At 46.1% G+C, this 12,957-nt stretch carries 17 protein-coding genes and 6 tRNA genes; 4 read left to right on the top strand and 19 right to left on the bottom strand.

What is annotated here, in order from left to right; all coding sequences use genetic code 11:
- Positions 1-95: 95 nt before the first annotated feature.
- Complete coding sequence (locus ASD24_RS14825; protein ID WP_056697022.1) at positions 96-2,432, bottom strand: virulence-associated E family protein; 2,337 nt, start codon at positions 2,430-2,432, stop codon at positions 96-98.
- Between the two features lie 150 nt (positions 2,433-2,582).
- Between ASD24_RS14825 and ASD24_RS14820 the strand changes: the two genes are divergently transcribed.
- Complete coding sequence (locus ASD24_RS14820; RefSeq protein ID WP_056697020.1) at positions 2,583-2,900, top strand: hypothetical protein; 318 nt, start codon at positions 2,583-2,585, stop codon at positions 2,898-2,900.
- 2 nt (positions 2,901-2,902) lie between these two features.
- On the opposite strand, the gene ASD24_RS14815 is transcribed toward ASD24_RS14820, so the two are convergent.
- The 12 genes from ASD24_RS14815 to ASD24_RS14765 all read right to left on the bottom strand — a co-directional run bounded on the left by ASD24_RS14815 (position 2,903) and on the right by ASD24_RS14765 (position 10,007).
- Entirely contained in the window at positions 2,903-4,852 is a 1,950-nt protein-coding gene (locus tag ASD24_RS14815) for a DNA polymerase (protein ID WP_056697019.1), read from the bottom strand.
- A 413-nt stretch (positions 4,853-5,265) separates the two neighbouring features.
- On the bottom strand, positions 5,266-6,057 hold the full coding sequence (locus tag ASD24_RS14810; RefSeq protein ID WP_327205241.1) for a DUF2815 family protein: 792 nt from the start codon (positions 6,055-6,057) through the stop codon (positions 5,266-5,268).
- Positions 6,050-7,249, bottom strand: coding sequence for a DUF2800 domain-containing protein (locus ASD24_RS14805; protein WP_056697017.1), 1,200 nt, complete (start codon positions 7,247-7,249; stop codon positions 6,050-6,052). The genes ASD24_RS14810 and ASD24_RS14805 overlap by 8 nt, the downstream gene beginning before the upstream one ends.
- Positions 7,246-7,680: a hypothetical protein gene (locus ASD24_RS14800; RefSeq protein WP_056697015.1), complete on the bottom strand. Its 435-nt coding sequence runs from the start codon at positions 7,678-7,680 to the stop codon at positions 7,246-7,248. Before ASD24_RS14800 ends, ASD24_RS14805 begins: the two co-directional genes overlap by 4 nt.
- A gap of 19 nt (positions 7,681-7,699) precedes the next feature.
- Positions 7,700-7,957, bottom strand: coding sequence for an AbrB/MazE/SpoVT family DNA-binding domain-containing protein (locus tag ASD24_RS14795; protein ID WP_056697013.1), 258 nt, complete (start codon positions 7,955-7,957; stop codon positions 7,700-7,702).
- On the bottom strand, positions 7,954-8,118 hold the full coding sequence (locus ASD24_RS30325; protein WP_156395460.1) for a hypothetical protein: 165 nt from the start codon (positions 8,116-8,118) through the stop codon (positions 7,954-7,956). Before ASD24_RS30325 ends, ASD24_RS14795 begins: the two co-directional genes overlap by 4 nt.
- A 43-nt stretch (positions 8,119-8,161) precedes the next feature.
- Positions 8,162-8,350 (bottom strand): hypothetical protein, encoded by a 189-nt coding sequence (locus tag ASD24_RS14790; RefSeq protein ID WP_056697011.1) that lies wholly within the window; start codon positions 8,348-8,350, stop codon positions 8,162-8,164.
- Positions 8,351-8,365: 15 nt separating this feature from the next.
- Complete coding sequence (locus ASD24_RS14785; RefSeq protein WP_056697009.1) at positions 8,366-8,851, bottom strand: hypothetical protein; 486 nt, start codon at positions 8,849-8,851, stop codon at positions 8,366-8,368.
- A gap of 5 nt (positions 8,852-8,856) precedes the next feature.
- Positions 8,857-9,327: a helix-turn-helix domain-containing protein gene (locus ASD24_RS14780; protein ID WP_056697007.1), complete on the bottom strand. Its 471-nt coding sequence runs from the start codon at positions 9,325-9,327 to the stop codon at positions 8,857-8,859.
- Between the two features lie 5 nt (positions 9,328-9,332).
- Positions 9,333-9,512, bottom strand: a complete 180-nt coding sequence (locus ASD24_RS14775; RefSeq protein WP_056697005.1) for a hypothetical protein — start codon at positions 9,510-9,512, stop codon at positions 9,333-9,335.
- A gap of 2 nt (positions 9,513-9,514) precedes the next feature.
- The gene (locus ASD24_RS14770) at positions 9,515-9,799 is read right to left on the bottom strand and encodes a helix-turn-helix domain-containing protein (RefSeq protein WP_056697002.1); all 285 of its coding nucleotides are present in this window, start codon (positions 9,797-9,799) and stop codon (positions 9,515-9,517) included.
- Position 9,800: 1 nt separating this feature from the next.
- Positions 9,801-10,007: a helix-turn-helix domain-containing protein gene (locus ASD24_RS14765; protein ID WP_056697000.1), complete on the bottom strand. Its 207-nt coding sequence runs from the start codon at positions 10,005-10,007 to the stop codon at positions 9,801-9,803.
- 191 nt (positions 10,008-10,198) lie between these two features.
- On the opposite strand from ASD24_RS14765, the gene ASD24_RS14760 reads away from it, so the two are divergent.
- The 3 genes from ASD24_RS14760 to ASD24_RS14750 all read left to right on the top strand — a co-directional run bounded on the left by ASD24_RS14760 (position 10,199) and on the right by ASD24_RS14750 (position 12,345).
- Entirely contained in the window at positions 10,199-10,606 is a 408-nt protein-coding gene (locus ASD24_RS14760; protein WP_056696998.1) for a helix-turn-helix domain-containing protein, read from the top strand.
- 3 nt (positions 10,607-10,609) lie between these two features.
- Complete coding sequence (locus ASD24_RS14755; protein ID WP_056696996.1) at positions 10,610-11,017, top strand: ImmA/IrrE family metallo-endopeptidase; 408 nt, start codon at positions 10,610-10,612, stop codon at positions 11,015-11,017.
- 131 nt (positions 11,018-11,148) lie between these two features.
- Positions 11,149-12,345, top strand: a complete 1,197-nt coding sequence (locus ASD24_RS14750) for a tyrosine-type recombinase/integrase (protein WP_056696995.1) — start codon at positions 11,149-11,151, stop codon at positions 12,343-12,345.
- A gap of 96 nt (positions 12,346-12,441) precedes the next feature.
- On the opposite strand, the gene ASD24_RS14745 is transcribed toward ASD24_RS14750, so the two are convergent.
- The 6 genes from ASD24_RS14745 to ASD24_RS14720 all read right to left on the bottom strand — a co-directional run bounded on the left by ASD24_RS14745 (position 12,442) and on the right by ASD24_RS14720 (position 12,955).
- Positions 12,442-12,512, bottom strand: a tRNA-Gly gene (locus ASD24_RS14745).
- Positions 12,513-12,523: 11 nt separating this feature from the next.
- A tRNA-Pro gene (locus ASD24_RS14740) sits at positions 12,524-12,597 on the bottom strand.
- A gap of 28 nt (positions 12,598-12,625) precedes the next feature.
- Positions 12,626-12,699: transfer RNA gene (locus ASD24_RS14735), tRNA-Pro, on the bottom strand.
- Positions 12,700-12,706: 7 nt separating this feature from the next.
- Positions 12,707-12,785, bottom strand: a tRNA-Leu gene (locus ASD24_RS14730).
- Between the two features lie 14 nt (positions 12,786-12,799).
- A tRNA-Arg gene (locus ASD24_RS14725) sits at positions 12,800-12,876 on the bottom strand.
- Between the two features lie 4 nt (positions 12,877-12,880).
- Positions 12,881-12,955, bottom strand: a tRNA-Gly gene (locus ASD24_RS14720).
- Positions 12,956-12,957: the final 2 nt, after the last annotated feature.

Genomic DNA, 12,957 nt, shown 5'->3' with positions numbered 1-12,957 from the left:
ATTTCATTTTCACTGATACGTCACTGTGATTACTGATCAAAATCTGTATCAGTAATCCGTTTACTGATACACCACTGATACAGGTTACTGATACACTATTCTTCTTTATGGAAGACGGTCTGCAAACCGTAACCAGGAATGCGTAAACGCCCTTTAGCTTCGTACCAGCCGGGAACTTTTCGCATAATGTCGCATATCTCTTTTGCCTCCCAGGGCTTCATGTCGCCCTTTCGTTTACTGAGGCATTCCACCCAGATTTGGGCTGCACACACCCGCTGACGCAAGCCTGAAGGACGGTCAAGCTCGTCCAGTTCCTCGGATTCCAGCCACTCCTGGATAAGACCCTCACGTGGATCACTCTCCATATGTGCCGCTTGTTGCCGCTCTGCTTCCATGCGTGCCTCACTATCCAGCTCCAAGGTTTCCCCCGCCTTAAACCAGCTGAGTACCTCTGCCCAGATTTGGCTCACATCTTCATCGGAAAGATGATCCCAATGGCTTTTTTCTGCTCGATCAGGAAATACTTCTATCGGCCAAAAACGGCGGTTTCCTGTCATGTCACGTAGGAACCCCTTCGTGTTCGTTGTACCAAAGAATACGCATTTCCGTGGAAACTCCGATACCTGTCTGTCATACGCAACACGGTACCGGTCTTCCGTTTTGGACAAGAAGGCTTTAACCTCTTCGACCTCGGTCTTCTTCATAGCCGATAGCTCCCCAATCTCGAAGATCCAACCTGACTGCAGGTGTTCCCCCGCCTCTTTGTTCTCGAATGTCCTCAAGCTATCACTGAACCACTCACGGCCAAGCTTTGCCAGTAGTGAGCTCTTGCCGGCACCTTGTGGACCCACCAACACTAGCATCTGGTCGAACTTGCACCCAGGACGGTAGAGTCTAGCCACAGCAGCAAGTAACATCTTACGTGTAACCTGACGTACGTAATGTGTATCAGCTGCCCCTAGATAAACGGTGAACAATCGTTCTGCACGAGGCATACCGTCCCATGATGTAGACTCCAAAAATGTCTTGATCGGATGAAACGTGTTCCGATGAACGACTTCCGTAAATGCGTTTTGAATGGTCTTTGCACTATTAATGTCATGAGCCTTTGAAAACCAGTGTTGCAGCCTCTTGTCGTCAGCTCCAAGCCAAGGTTCATACAGGCGTCCAGGACGCTCCTTTTCACGCCATGGCAGAGGTCTACGAATGACCTCTGCATTACCAAAAGCGTCATATCCAAGAATGTCGTTCCAGGTACCGTTTGATAGGATCAACTCAATGTTGCCTGCGGTGGGAAGCAGCTTCCCCGTCTTATGGTGGCGTTCCAGCTGTTCTAACCAACTATCATCCTCCGGTTCATCTTCATCATCGAAATCCACGTCTGCGAAGTCTGCCTGTAGTTCCGCACCCGCAGCACGATTCACTTCAGGAAGCCGAATCGCCCAATGCTCCATCGCCATATGACTAGGCTTCTTGGCATCTGGCGTGAACTCTTTCACTCGCTCATCCAAATGACCAAATTTATGAACTCGCACTAGATCGAATAAATTGTATGTCCGGCCATCACTGATCGGATCGCTGTCCTGGTGCGAGTAAGCGAGATCCTGTTCGGGATAGACCTCAAGTCCGTTTGCACTAGAGCCTCTAGTATAGGTATATCGATTGGTTATGGTACCCTGGCTGTAAATGTCGGATAGGAAATTCTCAATGCCTTCCTCAATCGTGAACGCCCTACAGAACAACCCAATGGTACCCATCTTCTCTCGGGGATCTTGAGCCCTCGTTGCAACGTAGCGCAACACCCGACCTTCTTCCGGATGCCGTGGCCAAGCTGCAACATCCTGCCAATCTTCATATTGATTCAATACCTCATCGACACTAAGGGCATCCCCTTCACCGATCTCCAGTACCGGCTCTGCATCCTTTGAACACGACGGCCAGTACATGAGCCGATGAACGTCGAATGTCGTTTTATCAAAATAGTTAATGCCGATCTGCTCCGCTAGCTTACGGCTGACGGCAGCGTATTCGTCCGGATTCATGGATCGATCTCCTGGAACGATTAGGCGATACTTTTGTTTATCTGGCCGGTGACTGTGCGTCGAATAGATCGCATACGCCCGGCCACCCAAGATCAGCTCCACGGCGAATGAGAATCCATCGTCAGCAAAGTCGGCATCGAGGGTAATAAGGCTGCGTGAATCCACGTTCTCCTTCTTCCGCCGTCCGCCTAGGATCAGACCACCGACGAATGAAGCGCCATCTTTGGTTTTTCCTTTTGCTGGCACACTCATTTTGTCATAGGCTGCCATCGTCTCCGCTGTCCGTCGAACCTTTCTGAGCCGATCAACAACTTCATCCCATGTCCAGTATTCCGGCTTCCAGCTCATGTCTGCGCGGTGCTTACCGAGCGATATGTCTAATTCGTGCATGTTGCCACCTCAATCTGTGTTTAAATCTTGTTCATAATTATATGAAAACCCAGTGCTTATATTTTTATTAGAGTTCATTTGAGTTACTATTTGAGTTACTATTAAGGAAGTAAAATAGAGACAACCCCCAATTAAAGGAGAGATTAAATTTTGGAAATCTCGATACAACAGAGTAGTTACCGCACCTTATTTATTGTTTCTGACAATGACACAGTATCCAGACTCGAAAAACTCATAAAGATTGAAAGTAACTATGAGATCCAAGAGATACATTATGATGCCGTAACTCAAATTAGCTTAGACCCTTTTGATGAGTCTGAATTAAAGCTAGCGCACCTGTATGTTTCCACTCAAAAAGAAAAGAGTGTTAAAGAATTTACGGACTTCATCGCTTCAAAATTGGAGCCCTCATTAAAATATTTAGAAATTAGTGAAAATTCGATATACAGGCTGTCTGACGAAGTCTAAAGTCAGTCCTTCTGATAAAATTCACATTCAAAGCCGGCTGCCTTTAGAGGCAGTCCCGGTGCCCATTCGATGGGTTGACCCATGAGGTCAGTTACTTCCTCCACCGAGCTAACATCCTCCGGAACATCCAGCACAATCTCGTCATGAACATGCAATGGAATATTGAAACCAGCTCGATCCATCCGAAGTAAACTCTCCGCGAGACAATCTCTTGCAATAGCTTGAACCAGGTTCTCCACCAGGGTACCGCCCCAGGTACGCTGCCGAACCATACGACCCGTTTTATCTGGAGCCATGAAGGATAATCCATCCTTATTGAACTTGGGATCAGGTCTGATCTCAGGCGAAGGATAGGACAAGCTGTGTCCACTCGGAAGATCCGCAAACAACATCCCCTTGGCGTATCGGTAACTTACGCCATGAGCCAATTTGACAACACCTTTTGTTTGAACAGCTTCGATAGCTGCAGCCTCAGCACGGTACCACAGCTTACGTATTTTAGGATTCGCATCCCGCCACTGTCTGACCAAAGGATCGTACTGATCTGCAGGAATCTCCTTCTTCTTATCCATCTGCTCCATAGCTGCTGCACCACCACCGAAACCACACGCCAAAGTGGCCACTTTTCCTGAAGCACGATATTTATAGTTTTCATGCCCTTTCACAATCGAGTCGAAGTCAATTCCAAACATACGTGAAGCCGTTGCTTCATAAATCTTGCCGTGCCCCGCGAAGACTTCCAGTACCCACATTTCATCAGCCAGCCAAGCAATGACCCTTGCCTCAATTGCTGAGAAGTCAGAAACGATGAAGCGATTACCCGGTGAAGGGATCAACGAGGTACGAATAAGTTCAGACAATACAAAAGGTGGAGCACCGTAGAGCATTTCCAGCAGCTCGTAATTTCCAGAAGAAAGCACGTTGCGTGCCCTGTCTAGATCCTCCAGGTGATTCTGCGGTAGATTGTGCATCTGCACCCGCCGTCCAGCCCAGCGCCATGTTCGACTGGCTCCACAGTACTGTAAGATCCCTCGAACCCTGCCGTCGTCACAGGTACCCAGCTTCATGGCATCATATTTATTGACAGAAGTTTTGCCCATCTCCTGCCGAAGCTCCAGCATACGGTGAGTCTCTTCCGTAGGTGCAGCATCCAGCAGTTCAGGCATGTTGTCTTTACTTAAACTATCGATCTGTAGCCCCTGATCAGCGAACCACTCTTTGAGCTGCGGTAAGCTATTCGGGTTATCGACTCCGGTCAGCTCCTTGGCTTCAACAAGTAACCGCTCTGTATATTGTTGTGAACAGGCAATAGCATGACCTATCAGATTCTCATCTACCCCGATGCCGTAATCGTTAATTTTCTGATCCAATGCCCATACCTGCCATTCACGTTCGGGTACAGGGAATCGCTCCAGACGCTTACGCACCTCGCGTTCCACCACAACGTCCTGCCGGTTATAATCCACGTATTGCTGCCAGCGATCCGTGTCATGGTACGCATAGTTACGAGTACGTCCACCATTGACCTTTGTCGGCTTGCAGGGAACACTGAAATACTTGATTAATGCCTTACCCTTGTTGTCCTTCTGAACGTCCAACCCGAGTGCCTTGGCTGCTCTATCCAGTGAACCGGGCAGCCCCAACGTATAAGCATGAGCCATAGAGCAACGCCAGTGCTTAGGTGGACACTCCATACCGAAATACTTGGCAATAGCTGCACGTTCAAACCCAGCATTCCAGGCTGTCTTGGTCACATCCATCCGAAGCGCGTCCAGGACGTCTCTTGGAATATCCTGAAAATCAGTTAGGTCGATAACTTGGACTGGATCGTCATCGAATGCGAAGGCGAAGAGTAGAATCTCGAAGTCCTCAGCCTCAACGTATCGATGAACACCACATGCTTTCAGATCAATGCTGCTGTAAGTTTCCAAGTCAATCTGTAACAAGCTCATGAACACCCCTTTCTCAAAGACCTAAAATAAAAGCAATATTCAAAAAAATGAGAACGTATTTTCTTAATTACACATAAGGAATATTATGTTATATTAGTCATGAAGCACCGCAGTTTTCTCCTTTTCTCGTGAGTAGCTCACTGTTTTCTTGATACATACAGTGGGTGTAATTCTAGCCCTCTGATATGTGTAATGTGTAACTTGCATTACATGTACATAAAAAAGGAGCTGAGAAAATGCAACTCAAATTTCGCGATTTCGAGTTAAATATCAAACAATCCATAATTATTGCGGTGATTACTTTAATTAGCGTGAGTATGGGATTCGATGCCTCTCTATTCAAATAGAGGGGTTTTCTCAATTTAATGAAAAAGGGGACCCTCACGAATCCCCAAAAAATACTGATTTACTGATTAGTTCAAGAAATCGTCTTCCTCATCACCGTAATCATCTGTATCAAAATCCTCATCCGCAAAGTCATCAGAAACGCTGCTCCGTCCACCAAGGAAGTCACCATCCTGCACCTTCACAATGTTGTTCAGTCCTGCCGCAATACCCTTGTTGCCTTTGGTATCGAATAGATAGAAGTTCACGCTGACTTTGGCAAAGCATCCACTGTACACTTCGGTGGTATCCGTGATCTCCTGGAACTTCGTTTTGCCGTTACTGTCTTTACCGATCGGCTTCACAATACCCGGTTTGTTCTTCGAGCTTGCATTGAAGAAGTAGTGACCTTCATACGCTTCATCATCTGGTCTTTCTTCATCACCATCACGAAGTGGTACATGGAATTTAGCAGGCAGTTTACCGCCATACTTCGCTTTCGCTTGTTCTTTCAACACATCAATGATCGCTTTGTATTTTTGAAGAGTTACCTTATCGTCTTTCGGGATTAGAAGAGAAGCACTATATTTCGGATCCCCGCCATCTATGGATTGCGGCTCCCATACGTTTGCATAAGAAAGTCTTACTTTTCCAGTCACCAATTTAGTTGTTTGATTGTCGATTGCCATTTGTACATTTCTCCTTTGAGTTGGTTTATTTGGTTTAACTACAGGGATTTTCTTGTATTCAAAACGCCATTTGTAGGCATCCTTACCGATTTTATTGAACAGTGCTTTTTGGGCAGCCTTGGCCGAGGGTTCGGATATGCCGAAACACCATTTCTTCGACCAGCTGCTCCACACACCCCACTGATCAGACATCGAAGTCCTCACCCGCAAAATCAGTATCTACGCTATTAAGCTCAGGCCGTCTGTCTGTCTCAACGACAAGCACAGGTTTACCTTGAGGCTTAACGATCAGATCACCGATCAGGACAGATAGCTCCTTTTTACCGATTCGTTTTTCCAGCTCCCCAATACCATGCAGTTCACGTGGTTTGAGGTACTTGTCCGCTTCGAGCGTTGCCTGTTCAAATACTTTCCACGCAACATCCTTATCAGAAATTGCACGATTACTACGTCCCTCCACCAGTTTCCAGCCCGGGATTCGCTGACCGGTCTTAGCCTGATCAAACGCATAACTTTGAACATCTTTCGCCCAGGACTGGAGCTGTTCAGCGATAGGAAGAATTGCACCGATCTCGTCCAAGTCAAGTAGAGCCGGATCCTGAAATTCATAGGCTATGGCAGCCATGTTCGCGTCTGATCGAGCGCGGCAGTTCCCTTTGACCTTGCACCACCGGCAATGATCTCCAGGCTTAAATTCGCCTTCTCCGGCGTCAGCAAGTGCTGCAGCAGGTCGCACAATTTCCTCAGCCCAGAATAAAAGCTCATCTACCGTCATGGTGTCAGTAGTGACACTGTCGAGACGGGGCTGAACAATCGTCATGCGAATTTCCTTAATGTCGTAGAACATGCTGTACTCTGACCAGGAACCAAGCGCATAAAGGCGAATCTGTGGATTACCAAACGCACTAACCGGCACACCTTTACCGTATTTCAGGTCAATAACCTCCATGACCCCATCAGAGATCAGCACTACGTCACCGATCCCTTTACCGTCCGGTACCCACTCTGAGAAATCAGCCTGAGCTTCCAGCAGCACTACGGCATCCTTGGAACGTGCCTTGGCTTCCATAAACCGTTCTTCAACAAGCTCACAGTATTCCGTGACGGCTGTTTCCATCTCTGCGCCATAGAACAGATTCGTATCGATGAAAGTCTTCATCTTCCCGTCCAGATCTTTACGACGCTTGGAATCACATACGGTTAAGCGACGCTCCAGCCGAAGCTCTGACAGCTCATGAGCTGCCGTCCCTTCGTCAGCAAATTCACTGCGCTTGTCTGGCATATGCTCCGTGAGTCTGGCACTCGGTGGACAGTTAATCCACTGGGATGCCTTAGAAGCACCCAGCAGGGCATGCTTCCGCTCCGAATGTGCAGGGGCTGTCATTTGGACATCCCCACCAGTTCGCGAAGGAAACCAATTCGCTGTTCATTCGGAATAGCCGTAACATTAGATACTCCGTATTTCACCAACAAGGCCTTAATCTTCGCCTTACCTACTTCTCCTGATTTTTCAGTTGCGGCTGCACGAAGAGCAACATCATCTGGGATATCTTCATCCTCAGAGTCTGTATCGGACACAGAGTCGGAATCTGAACCAGCTTGTAGATCTTCCTCCTCTTCTGTAACTACTGGCTTGTCCTCTGCAGGTTTTGTAGTAGCAGATTTACTAGTAGTACGACGTGGTTTAGGCTCCTCTTTAACAGGAGTGGCAGAAGCAGCCACCCGTACGTTACCGCAAAGACCAAAGGATAGAGCAGAAAGCTCACGAAGAGATTCGGCTGCATCAGCGCCGGTGATATTAATTTGAACTGGCATATATAATTCCTCCTAATAATTAGTTTTGGATAAGTTGTGAAGCCTTCGTAATACAAGGTGTGCAGATATGTTTACCATGGAATGATTGCAGACTTTCAGTGTTACCACAGAAGAAGCAGCCAGGTTGATACTTGCGAAGGATGATCTTGTCACCGTCTACGAAAAATTCCAGCGGATCTCCTTCTTCAATAAAGTGAGTACGGCGAAGTTCAGCCGGAACAACTACACGACCAAGATCGTCAATACGACGTACGATACCCACAGCTTTAACACTCATACTGCATCTCCTCGCTTCCGTAAACTGGCTTTGAATCGGGATAAATATTTGAGGGAATGAATACGAGCTTGACGCTTGGCATTCTCGTAAGCAGCAAACTCCAAACAGATCAACCTCTCATCGCGAGTAAGGGCAAGCCAAACCTTTCCGGTAACTGTCATTGCATAATCCTTTCTGTCAGTGATATACTGACGGCAGAGTGTTTTACAGGGCAGCTGACAAGGGGTAGGATCCTTCCAGCTGCATTTTTGCGTGCAGACGATTCCGATAAGCGCGGTACTGCTTGTCTGCATGTGTTGCGACCTTAATACGACCACTGCGGCGCATCTGGCTTGCCAGTGCCAGGTAGAATGCACAGGCTGCTGTGTAATGCTGCTCAGTCATTAATGGCAAAATTCTCACCTCCTTTCAGGCTTCCGACTCTTCAATGATCTTGAAGAACTCGCTGGCTTTCATTTCAATCAGTCCCTCAGGCGGATCTCCTTCGAATGGATCCAGACTGCAATACACGACACCATCTATTTCAAATAATCGACTTCGTATCCGCCCGCCCCCAAAACCTCTGAAATAAAACGGTACGTAGGGCTTTCTTAGCACTTCTAGTCCTGCTTCCCTCAACGCCTTAACCCAAGCTTTACCGATACGAGAATTGAGTTTAAACTTCCGCAGATTCTGATCAATCGGAGCACACAGGATTGAACCATACGAGCTAATGTCCTTTTCTGTTGGGACAATGTGCAAGGCTTCTGTCGTAGCCCAGTAAACTGTTGATTCAATAGCGTGTGTAGCAGTAAAATCAGTGACCAGATTACGGATCGCTTTTGAATTATCACGATACGCTTTAAAATCATGGTGAAGGCTGCTGCCCTCGGTTACTTTGAAATAATGTTCCAATTTGCTCACTCCTCGTCTTTGGATTCATCCTGTAGGCTTAATTCAATTTTGTATCCAACATATCTCCATAGTAGAGATTCCATTTCGGCTTCAATTCCCTCACCTTTTGGTATTGCCCCTGCCTGTGCCAGCTCCAGCGCTTCCTGATCAGAGTTACAGAGCGTTCGAATCAACGTGGATCGATTTCGAACCAATCTGAGAAATTCCTTTTTAAGCATTCGGGAATCATCAGAATCCAATCTAGAAATAGGTTTGCGTGATTTACGAAGCTTCCCACGTTTTGGTAAAGCACCATCCAGTAGGGAATCTACAGAGACATTAAAATGGTTTGCAACTTTTTTTAGGTTATCAATAGATGGAGAGCTTTTAGCCCAGGTATAAATCGTTCCTCTTCCAAGACCAAGTTCAATTTCAACCCTTGGGATAGACGTTTTGGTCTGTTCGCAAAGCGTCTTAATGGCAGCAATCAAAGACATTTAACTTACTCCTCTCCAGCCGACACCGTTGTGATGCCGATCGACTTGGCCGCACAGCCCATTTTGCAGTACAGGTGCTGGCCATAACGTACAGCTAGCTGACCCTCCACGATCTCTGCAGCACATTCCGGATTAGCGCAGAAGTCCATTACTTCTGGCGGTGATAGGCTTGGTGTTTTGTTCAAGTTCAGGCTTCCTTTCTTTTCACAATTTTCGAAGCGACATATCTATCAAGATCCGTTTGCCTACAATAGAACTGTCCTCGCTGCTCGAAGTAATCAAGTTCATTGCTCTTCATCATTTTCCGAACAGTATCAGTGGAAAGTTTCAAGTAGCTTGCAGTTTCCTTGACAGTGAAGATATTCGCGTATAACATTTGATTAATGGTCGGTTCCAGCTTTTTCAGGATGCTCTTCTCTAAATCAGATTCAATATCTGATCGAAGCGCTTGAATTAGATCAGTTGTCTGCATATTAATTAGACTCCTTTACTAGCTCGTCCAAGGAAACACCTAGAGCTGATGAAAGCTTAACTAGTGTTTCTGCGTTAGGCCCCTGTTTCTTTGACTTCAGACTGTAGATGGCTGTCATAGAAACTCCACTTTCTTTCCCCAGTCTGTAAGGCGTCCAGCCTTTCGCATCAAGCAATCTTTTTACGTTCTGGTCGATTGTCATCCCCATGTTTGTCTCACCTCCTGAACACATAATATAACTTTTAAAAGTTGTAAACAATGTCGAATATAACTGTTTAAAGTCACAAAAAGCCGTATTTACTCTTCTTTCCTCCGCTTCTCTTGACATAACTCAATATTACAAGTTATTATAACTTTATTAAGTTATACCTTAAAAAAGTTATAGAGAGGTTGTTACCAGTGAGTGTCTCAGAAAAATTATCTGAACTTATAAAAGAAAAAGGACTTAGTGTTTACCGTATATCCAAGGACACAGGAATCCCATACACCACGGTAACTCAAATAGTTAACGGGAAGACAAAAAGCCCACGATTCGATTTACTTAAAACCCTTGCAGAGTATCTCGGTGAGTCTGTTGATACTTTCGCTAGCTCTGAAGAAAACGAAGAACATGAATCACCTGATTGGGCTACAGCAAAAGATATGAGAGATTTTAAAAAGATGCTCGAAGAAGACGAACCTGTTATGTTTGATGGTGTGCCAATGAGCACTGAAGATAAAGAGAAAGTAAAACGCATTATGGAAGCTTTGTTCTGGGAAGCTAAAGAGTTGAACAAAAAAACATACGGCCGAAAAAAGAAGGACTAGATTATGGACGATATCGTTCAGGGACTTATCAAACAATTTAAGACTAACAACCCTTTCGAAATCGCGGAGCAATTAAATATCCATATTCGATACTCCAATTTAGGAAGTAGTACACGCGGATTGTATTATCGAAAGCTAAGACGAAGATTCATAGTAATTCATGAAGATTTAAGTGATCCATGGAAGAGGTTCGTCTGCGCTCATGAATTGGGACATGATCGTCTTCACCCAGGAATAAGTAGATTCTTTATAGATGAGCAGTCTTTCTTTAATGCGGGTAAATACGAACGACAAGCCAATCAATTTGCGGTTAAGCTTCTATCTGATGGAATTACTCCTGAACCTGGCGAAACCAGAGAGCAACTTTTGCGCCGTTGCTCAGTGCCGATTGAACTACATAACCTACTGTGAACTTGCTTTGTAGCATCTGCGAGGCGATTCACTATACCCAAAATAAGAACATAAGTTCCTTAAAGGAGGTGGTTTTTATTGAATTGTAAATTTAAGGGATAAACTAATTCATTTCAGAAAGGAAGGTAAACATGGCTTGGAGTGAACATCTAGGCGGCAATAAATACAAGATCGTTGAGCGAGATCCATCAAAGGCTTCCAAACCCAAACGATCTGTAACGGTATATATGCCAGAAGATCTCAAAACAGAAAAGAAAAAAGCAGCCTGGCTGGCGCTTGAAGAAGCTAAATGGAGTGAAAAAGTAGTAGGAGGTGAAGTTATTAGGCAAGAAGATATTACATTCAAAAACTTCATCCCAAAATGGGAAAAGGGATACGCTATGCAGAATATGGGCGAGTACACGCAGAACGTGAACCTGTACAACCTTAATAAGTATGTAGTCCCTGAGTTTGGTCACCTAAAAATCGGTAAAATAACAACTCTTTACATCGTTACCTTCTTTGGAGACCTCCGGCGCGAGAATGGTAAAGAATTCGCCACCAACACGAAACTGAATATCTACAAAGCGATCAAGTCTGTGTTCGATGCCGCATATGAGTGGGAGCTGATTACAAAGAACCCCATGGATGGTGTGCAGCGCCCACGAACCAGCAAGAAAGAAAAGAAAGCCATGCGTGGGGTTAAAAAGGCATTCAATACCTCAGAGACTGAAACCGTCCTGTTGGCTCTATATGACCTTCCAGACAGGTGGAGGCTTTATTACACTGGTTCTCTTCTTGGCGGCTTCAGAAGAGGCGAATATTTAGCCGTAGAATGGTCAGATGTAGATTATGATCGAGGTGCCATCTGGATTGATAAGCAGATCACGTTTGACAAGAACGGTAACAAGATTGAAGGCGAAGTGAAAACAGAAGAATCTGAGGGCTGGGTGTCTATGCCTAAATGGTATATGGCTCAACTCAAGGAATATGAACGTGAATGGAAGAAAGAGAAATTGCAGTGTAAGGATTGGGCTGGAGGAAATAAATCTTATGTGTTTCATGGCGGTAAGGGTATTATGTACTTCCCTACGACCCCCACAAGCACCTGGAGGAAGTTTCTTCAGAAGAGGGATATTCCTCACGTGAAACTACATGGGTTACGTCACACGGCGGCCATGTTGCTCAGAGAGAGCGGAGCCGACCTTAAAACGATGCAAGAACGATTGCGACATACCAAGATCGGAACAACTGCGGATATCTACACCCATTCGTCTGACATGATCTCCAGAGAGGCAGCAGACCGTTTAGAGGTGTTTGATCCTAAAAGATTGAGATTTGCCCCATGAGTTGCCCCATGAACAGAAATAGTCTAGTCGTATGTCGAAATCAGGGTAAAGAAAAAACCCTTGTGGCGCAAGGGTTTCAGGTGTTTCATATAACAAAGCGGGTGATGGGAATCGAACCCACGCTATTAGCTTGGAAGGCTAAAGTTCTACCATTGAACTACACCCGCATACGATAAGATCGGGATGACACGATTTGAACATGCGACCCCCTGGTCCCAAACCAGGTGCTCTACCAAGCTGAGCTACATCCCGTTATGTATACCGGCGAGAGGACTCNAGATCGGGATGACACGATTTGAACATGCGACCCCCTGGTCCCAAACCAGGTGCTCTACCAAGCTGAGCTACATCCCGTTATGTATACCGGCGAGAGGACTCGAACCTCCACGGTTTCCCACTCGATTTTGAGTCGAGCGCGTCTGCCATTCCGCCACGCCGGCATATRAAGTTATAATGGCGCGCCCTGAGAGATTCGAACTCCCGGCCTTTTGATTCGTAGTCAAACGCTCTATCCAGCTGAGCTAAGGGCGCAAATTGGAGCGGAAGACGGGAATCGAACCCGCGACCCTCGCCTTGGCAAGGCGATGCTCTACCGCTGAGCCACTTCCGCAT

This window comes from Paenibacillus sp. Root52 (assembly GCF_001426865.1).
Classification (GTDB): Bacteria; Bacillota; Bacilli; order Paenibacillales; family Paenibacillaceae; genus Paenibacillus.
Note: the sequence above shows the minus strand (reverse complement) of the source record. Positions and strands in the feature narration are given on the sequence as shown.

What these genes read in the sequence shown, in the direction of transcription:
- ASD24_RS14825 (WP_056697022.1), bottom strand. Translation starts at nt 2,432, where the DNA reads ATGCACGAATTAGACATATCGCTCGGTAAGCACCGCGCAGACATGAGC.
- ASD24_RS14815 (WP_056697019.1), bottom strand. Translation starts at nt 4,852, where the DNA reads ATGAGCTTGTTACAGATTGACTTGGAAACTTACAGCAGCATTGATCTG.
- ASD24_RS14810 (WP_327205241.1), bottom strand. Translation starts at nt 6,057, where the DNA reads ATGTCTGATCAGTGGGGTGTGTGGAGCAGCTGGTCGAAGAAATGGTGT.
- ASD24_RS14805 (WP_056697017.1), bottom strand. Translation starts at nt 7,249, where the DNA reads ATGACAGCCCCTGCACATTCGGAGCGGAAGCATGCCCTGCTGGGTGCT.
- ASD24_RS14800 (WP_056697015.1), bottom strand. Translation starts at nt 7,680, where the DNA reads ATGCCAGTTCAAATTAATATCACCGGCGCTGATGCAGCCGAATCTCTT.
- ASD24_RS14795 (WP_056697013.1), bottom strand. Translation starts at nt 7,957, where the DNA reads ATGAGTGTTAAAGCTGTGGGTATCGTACGTCGTATTGACGATCTTGGT.
- ASD24_RS30325 (WP_156395460.1), bottom strand. Translation starts at nt 8,118, where the DNA reads ATGACAGTTACCGGAAAGGTTTGGCTTGCCCTTACTCGCGATGAGAGG.
- ASD24_RS14780 (WP_056697007.1), bottom strand. Translation starts at nt 9,327, where the DNA reads ATGTCTTTGATTGCTGCCATTAAGACGCTTTGCGAACAGACCAAAACG.
- ASD24_RS14770 (WP_056697002.1), bottom strand. Translation starts at nt 9,799, where the DNA reads ATGCAGACAACTGATCTAATTCAAGCGCTTCGATCAGATATTGAATCT.
- ASD24_RS14765 (WP_056697000.1), bottom strand. Translation starts at nt 10,007, where the DNA reads ATGGGGATGACAATCGACCAGAACGTAAAAAGATTGCTTGATGCGAAA.
- ASD24_RS14755 (WP_056696996.1), top strand. Translation starts at nt 10,610, where the DNA reads ATGGACGATATCGTTCAGGGACTTATCAAACAATTTAAGACTAACAAC.
- ASD24_RS14750 (WP_056696995.1), top strand. Translation starts at nt 11,149, where the DNA reads ATGGCTTGGAGTGAACATCTAGGCGGCAATAAATACAAGATCGTTGAG.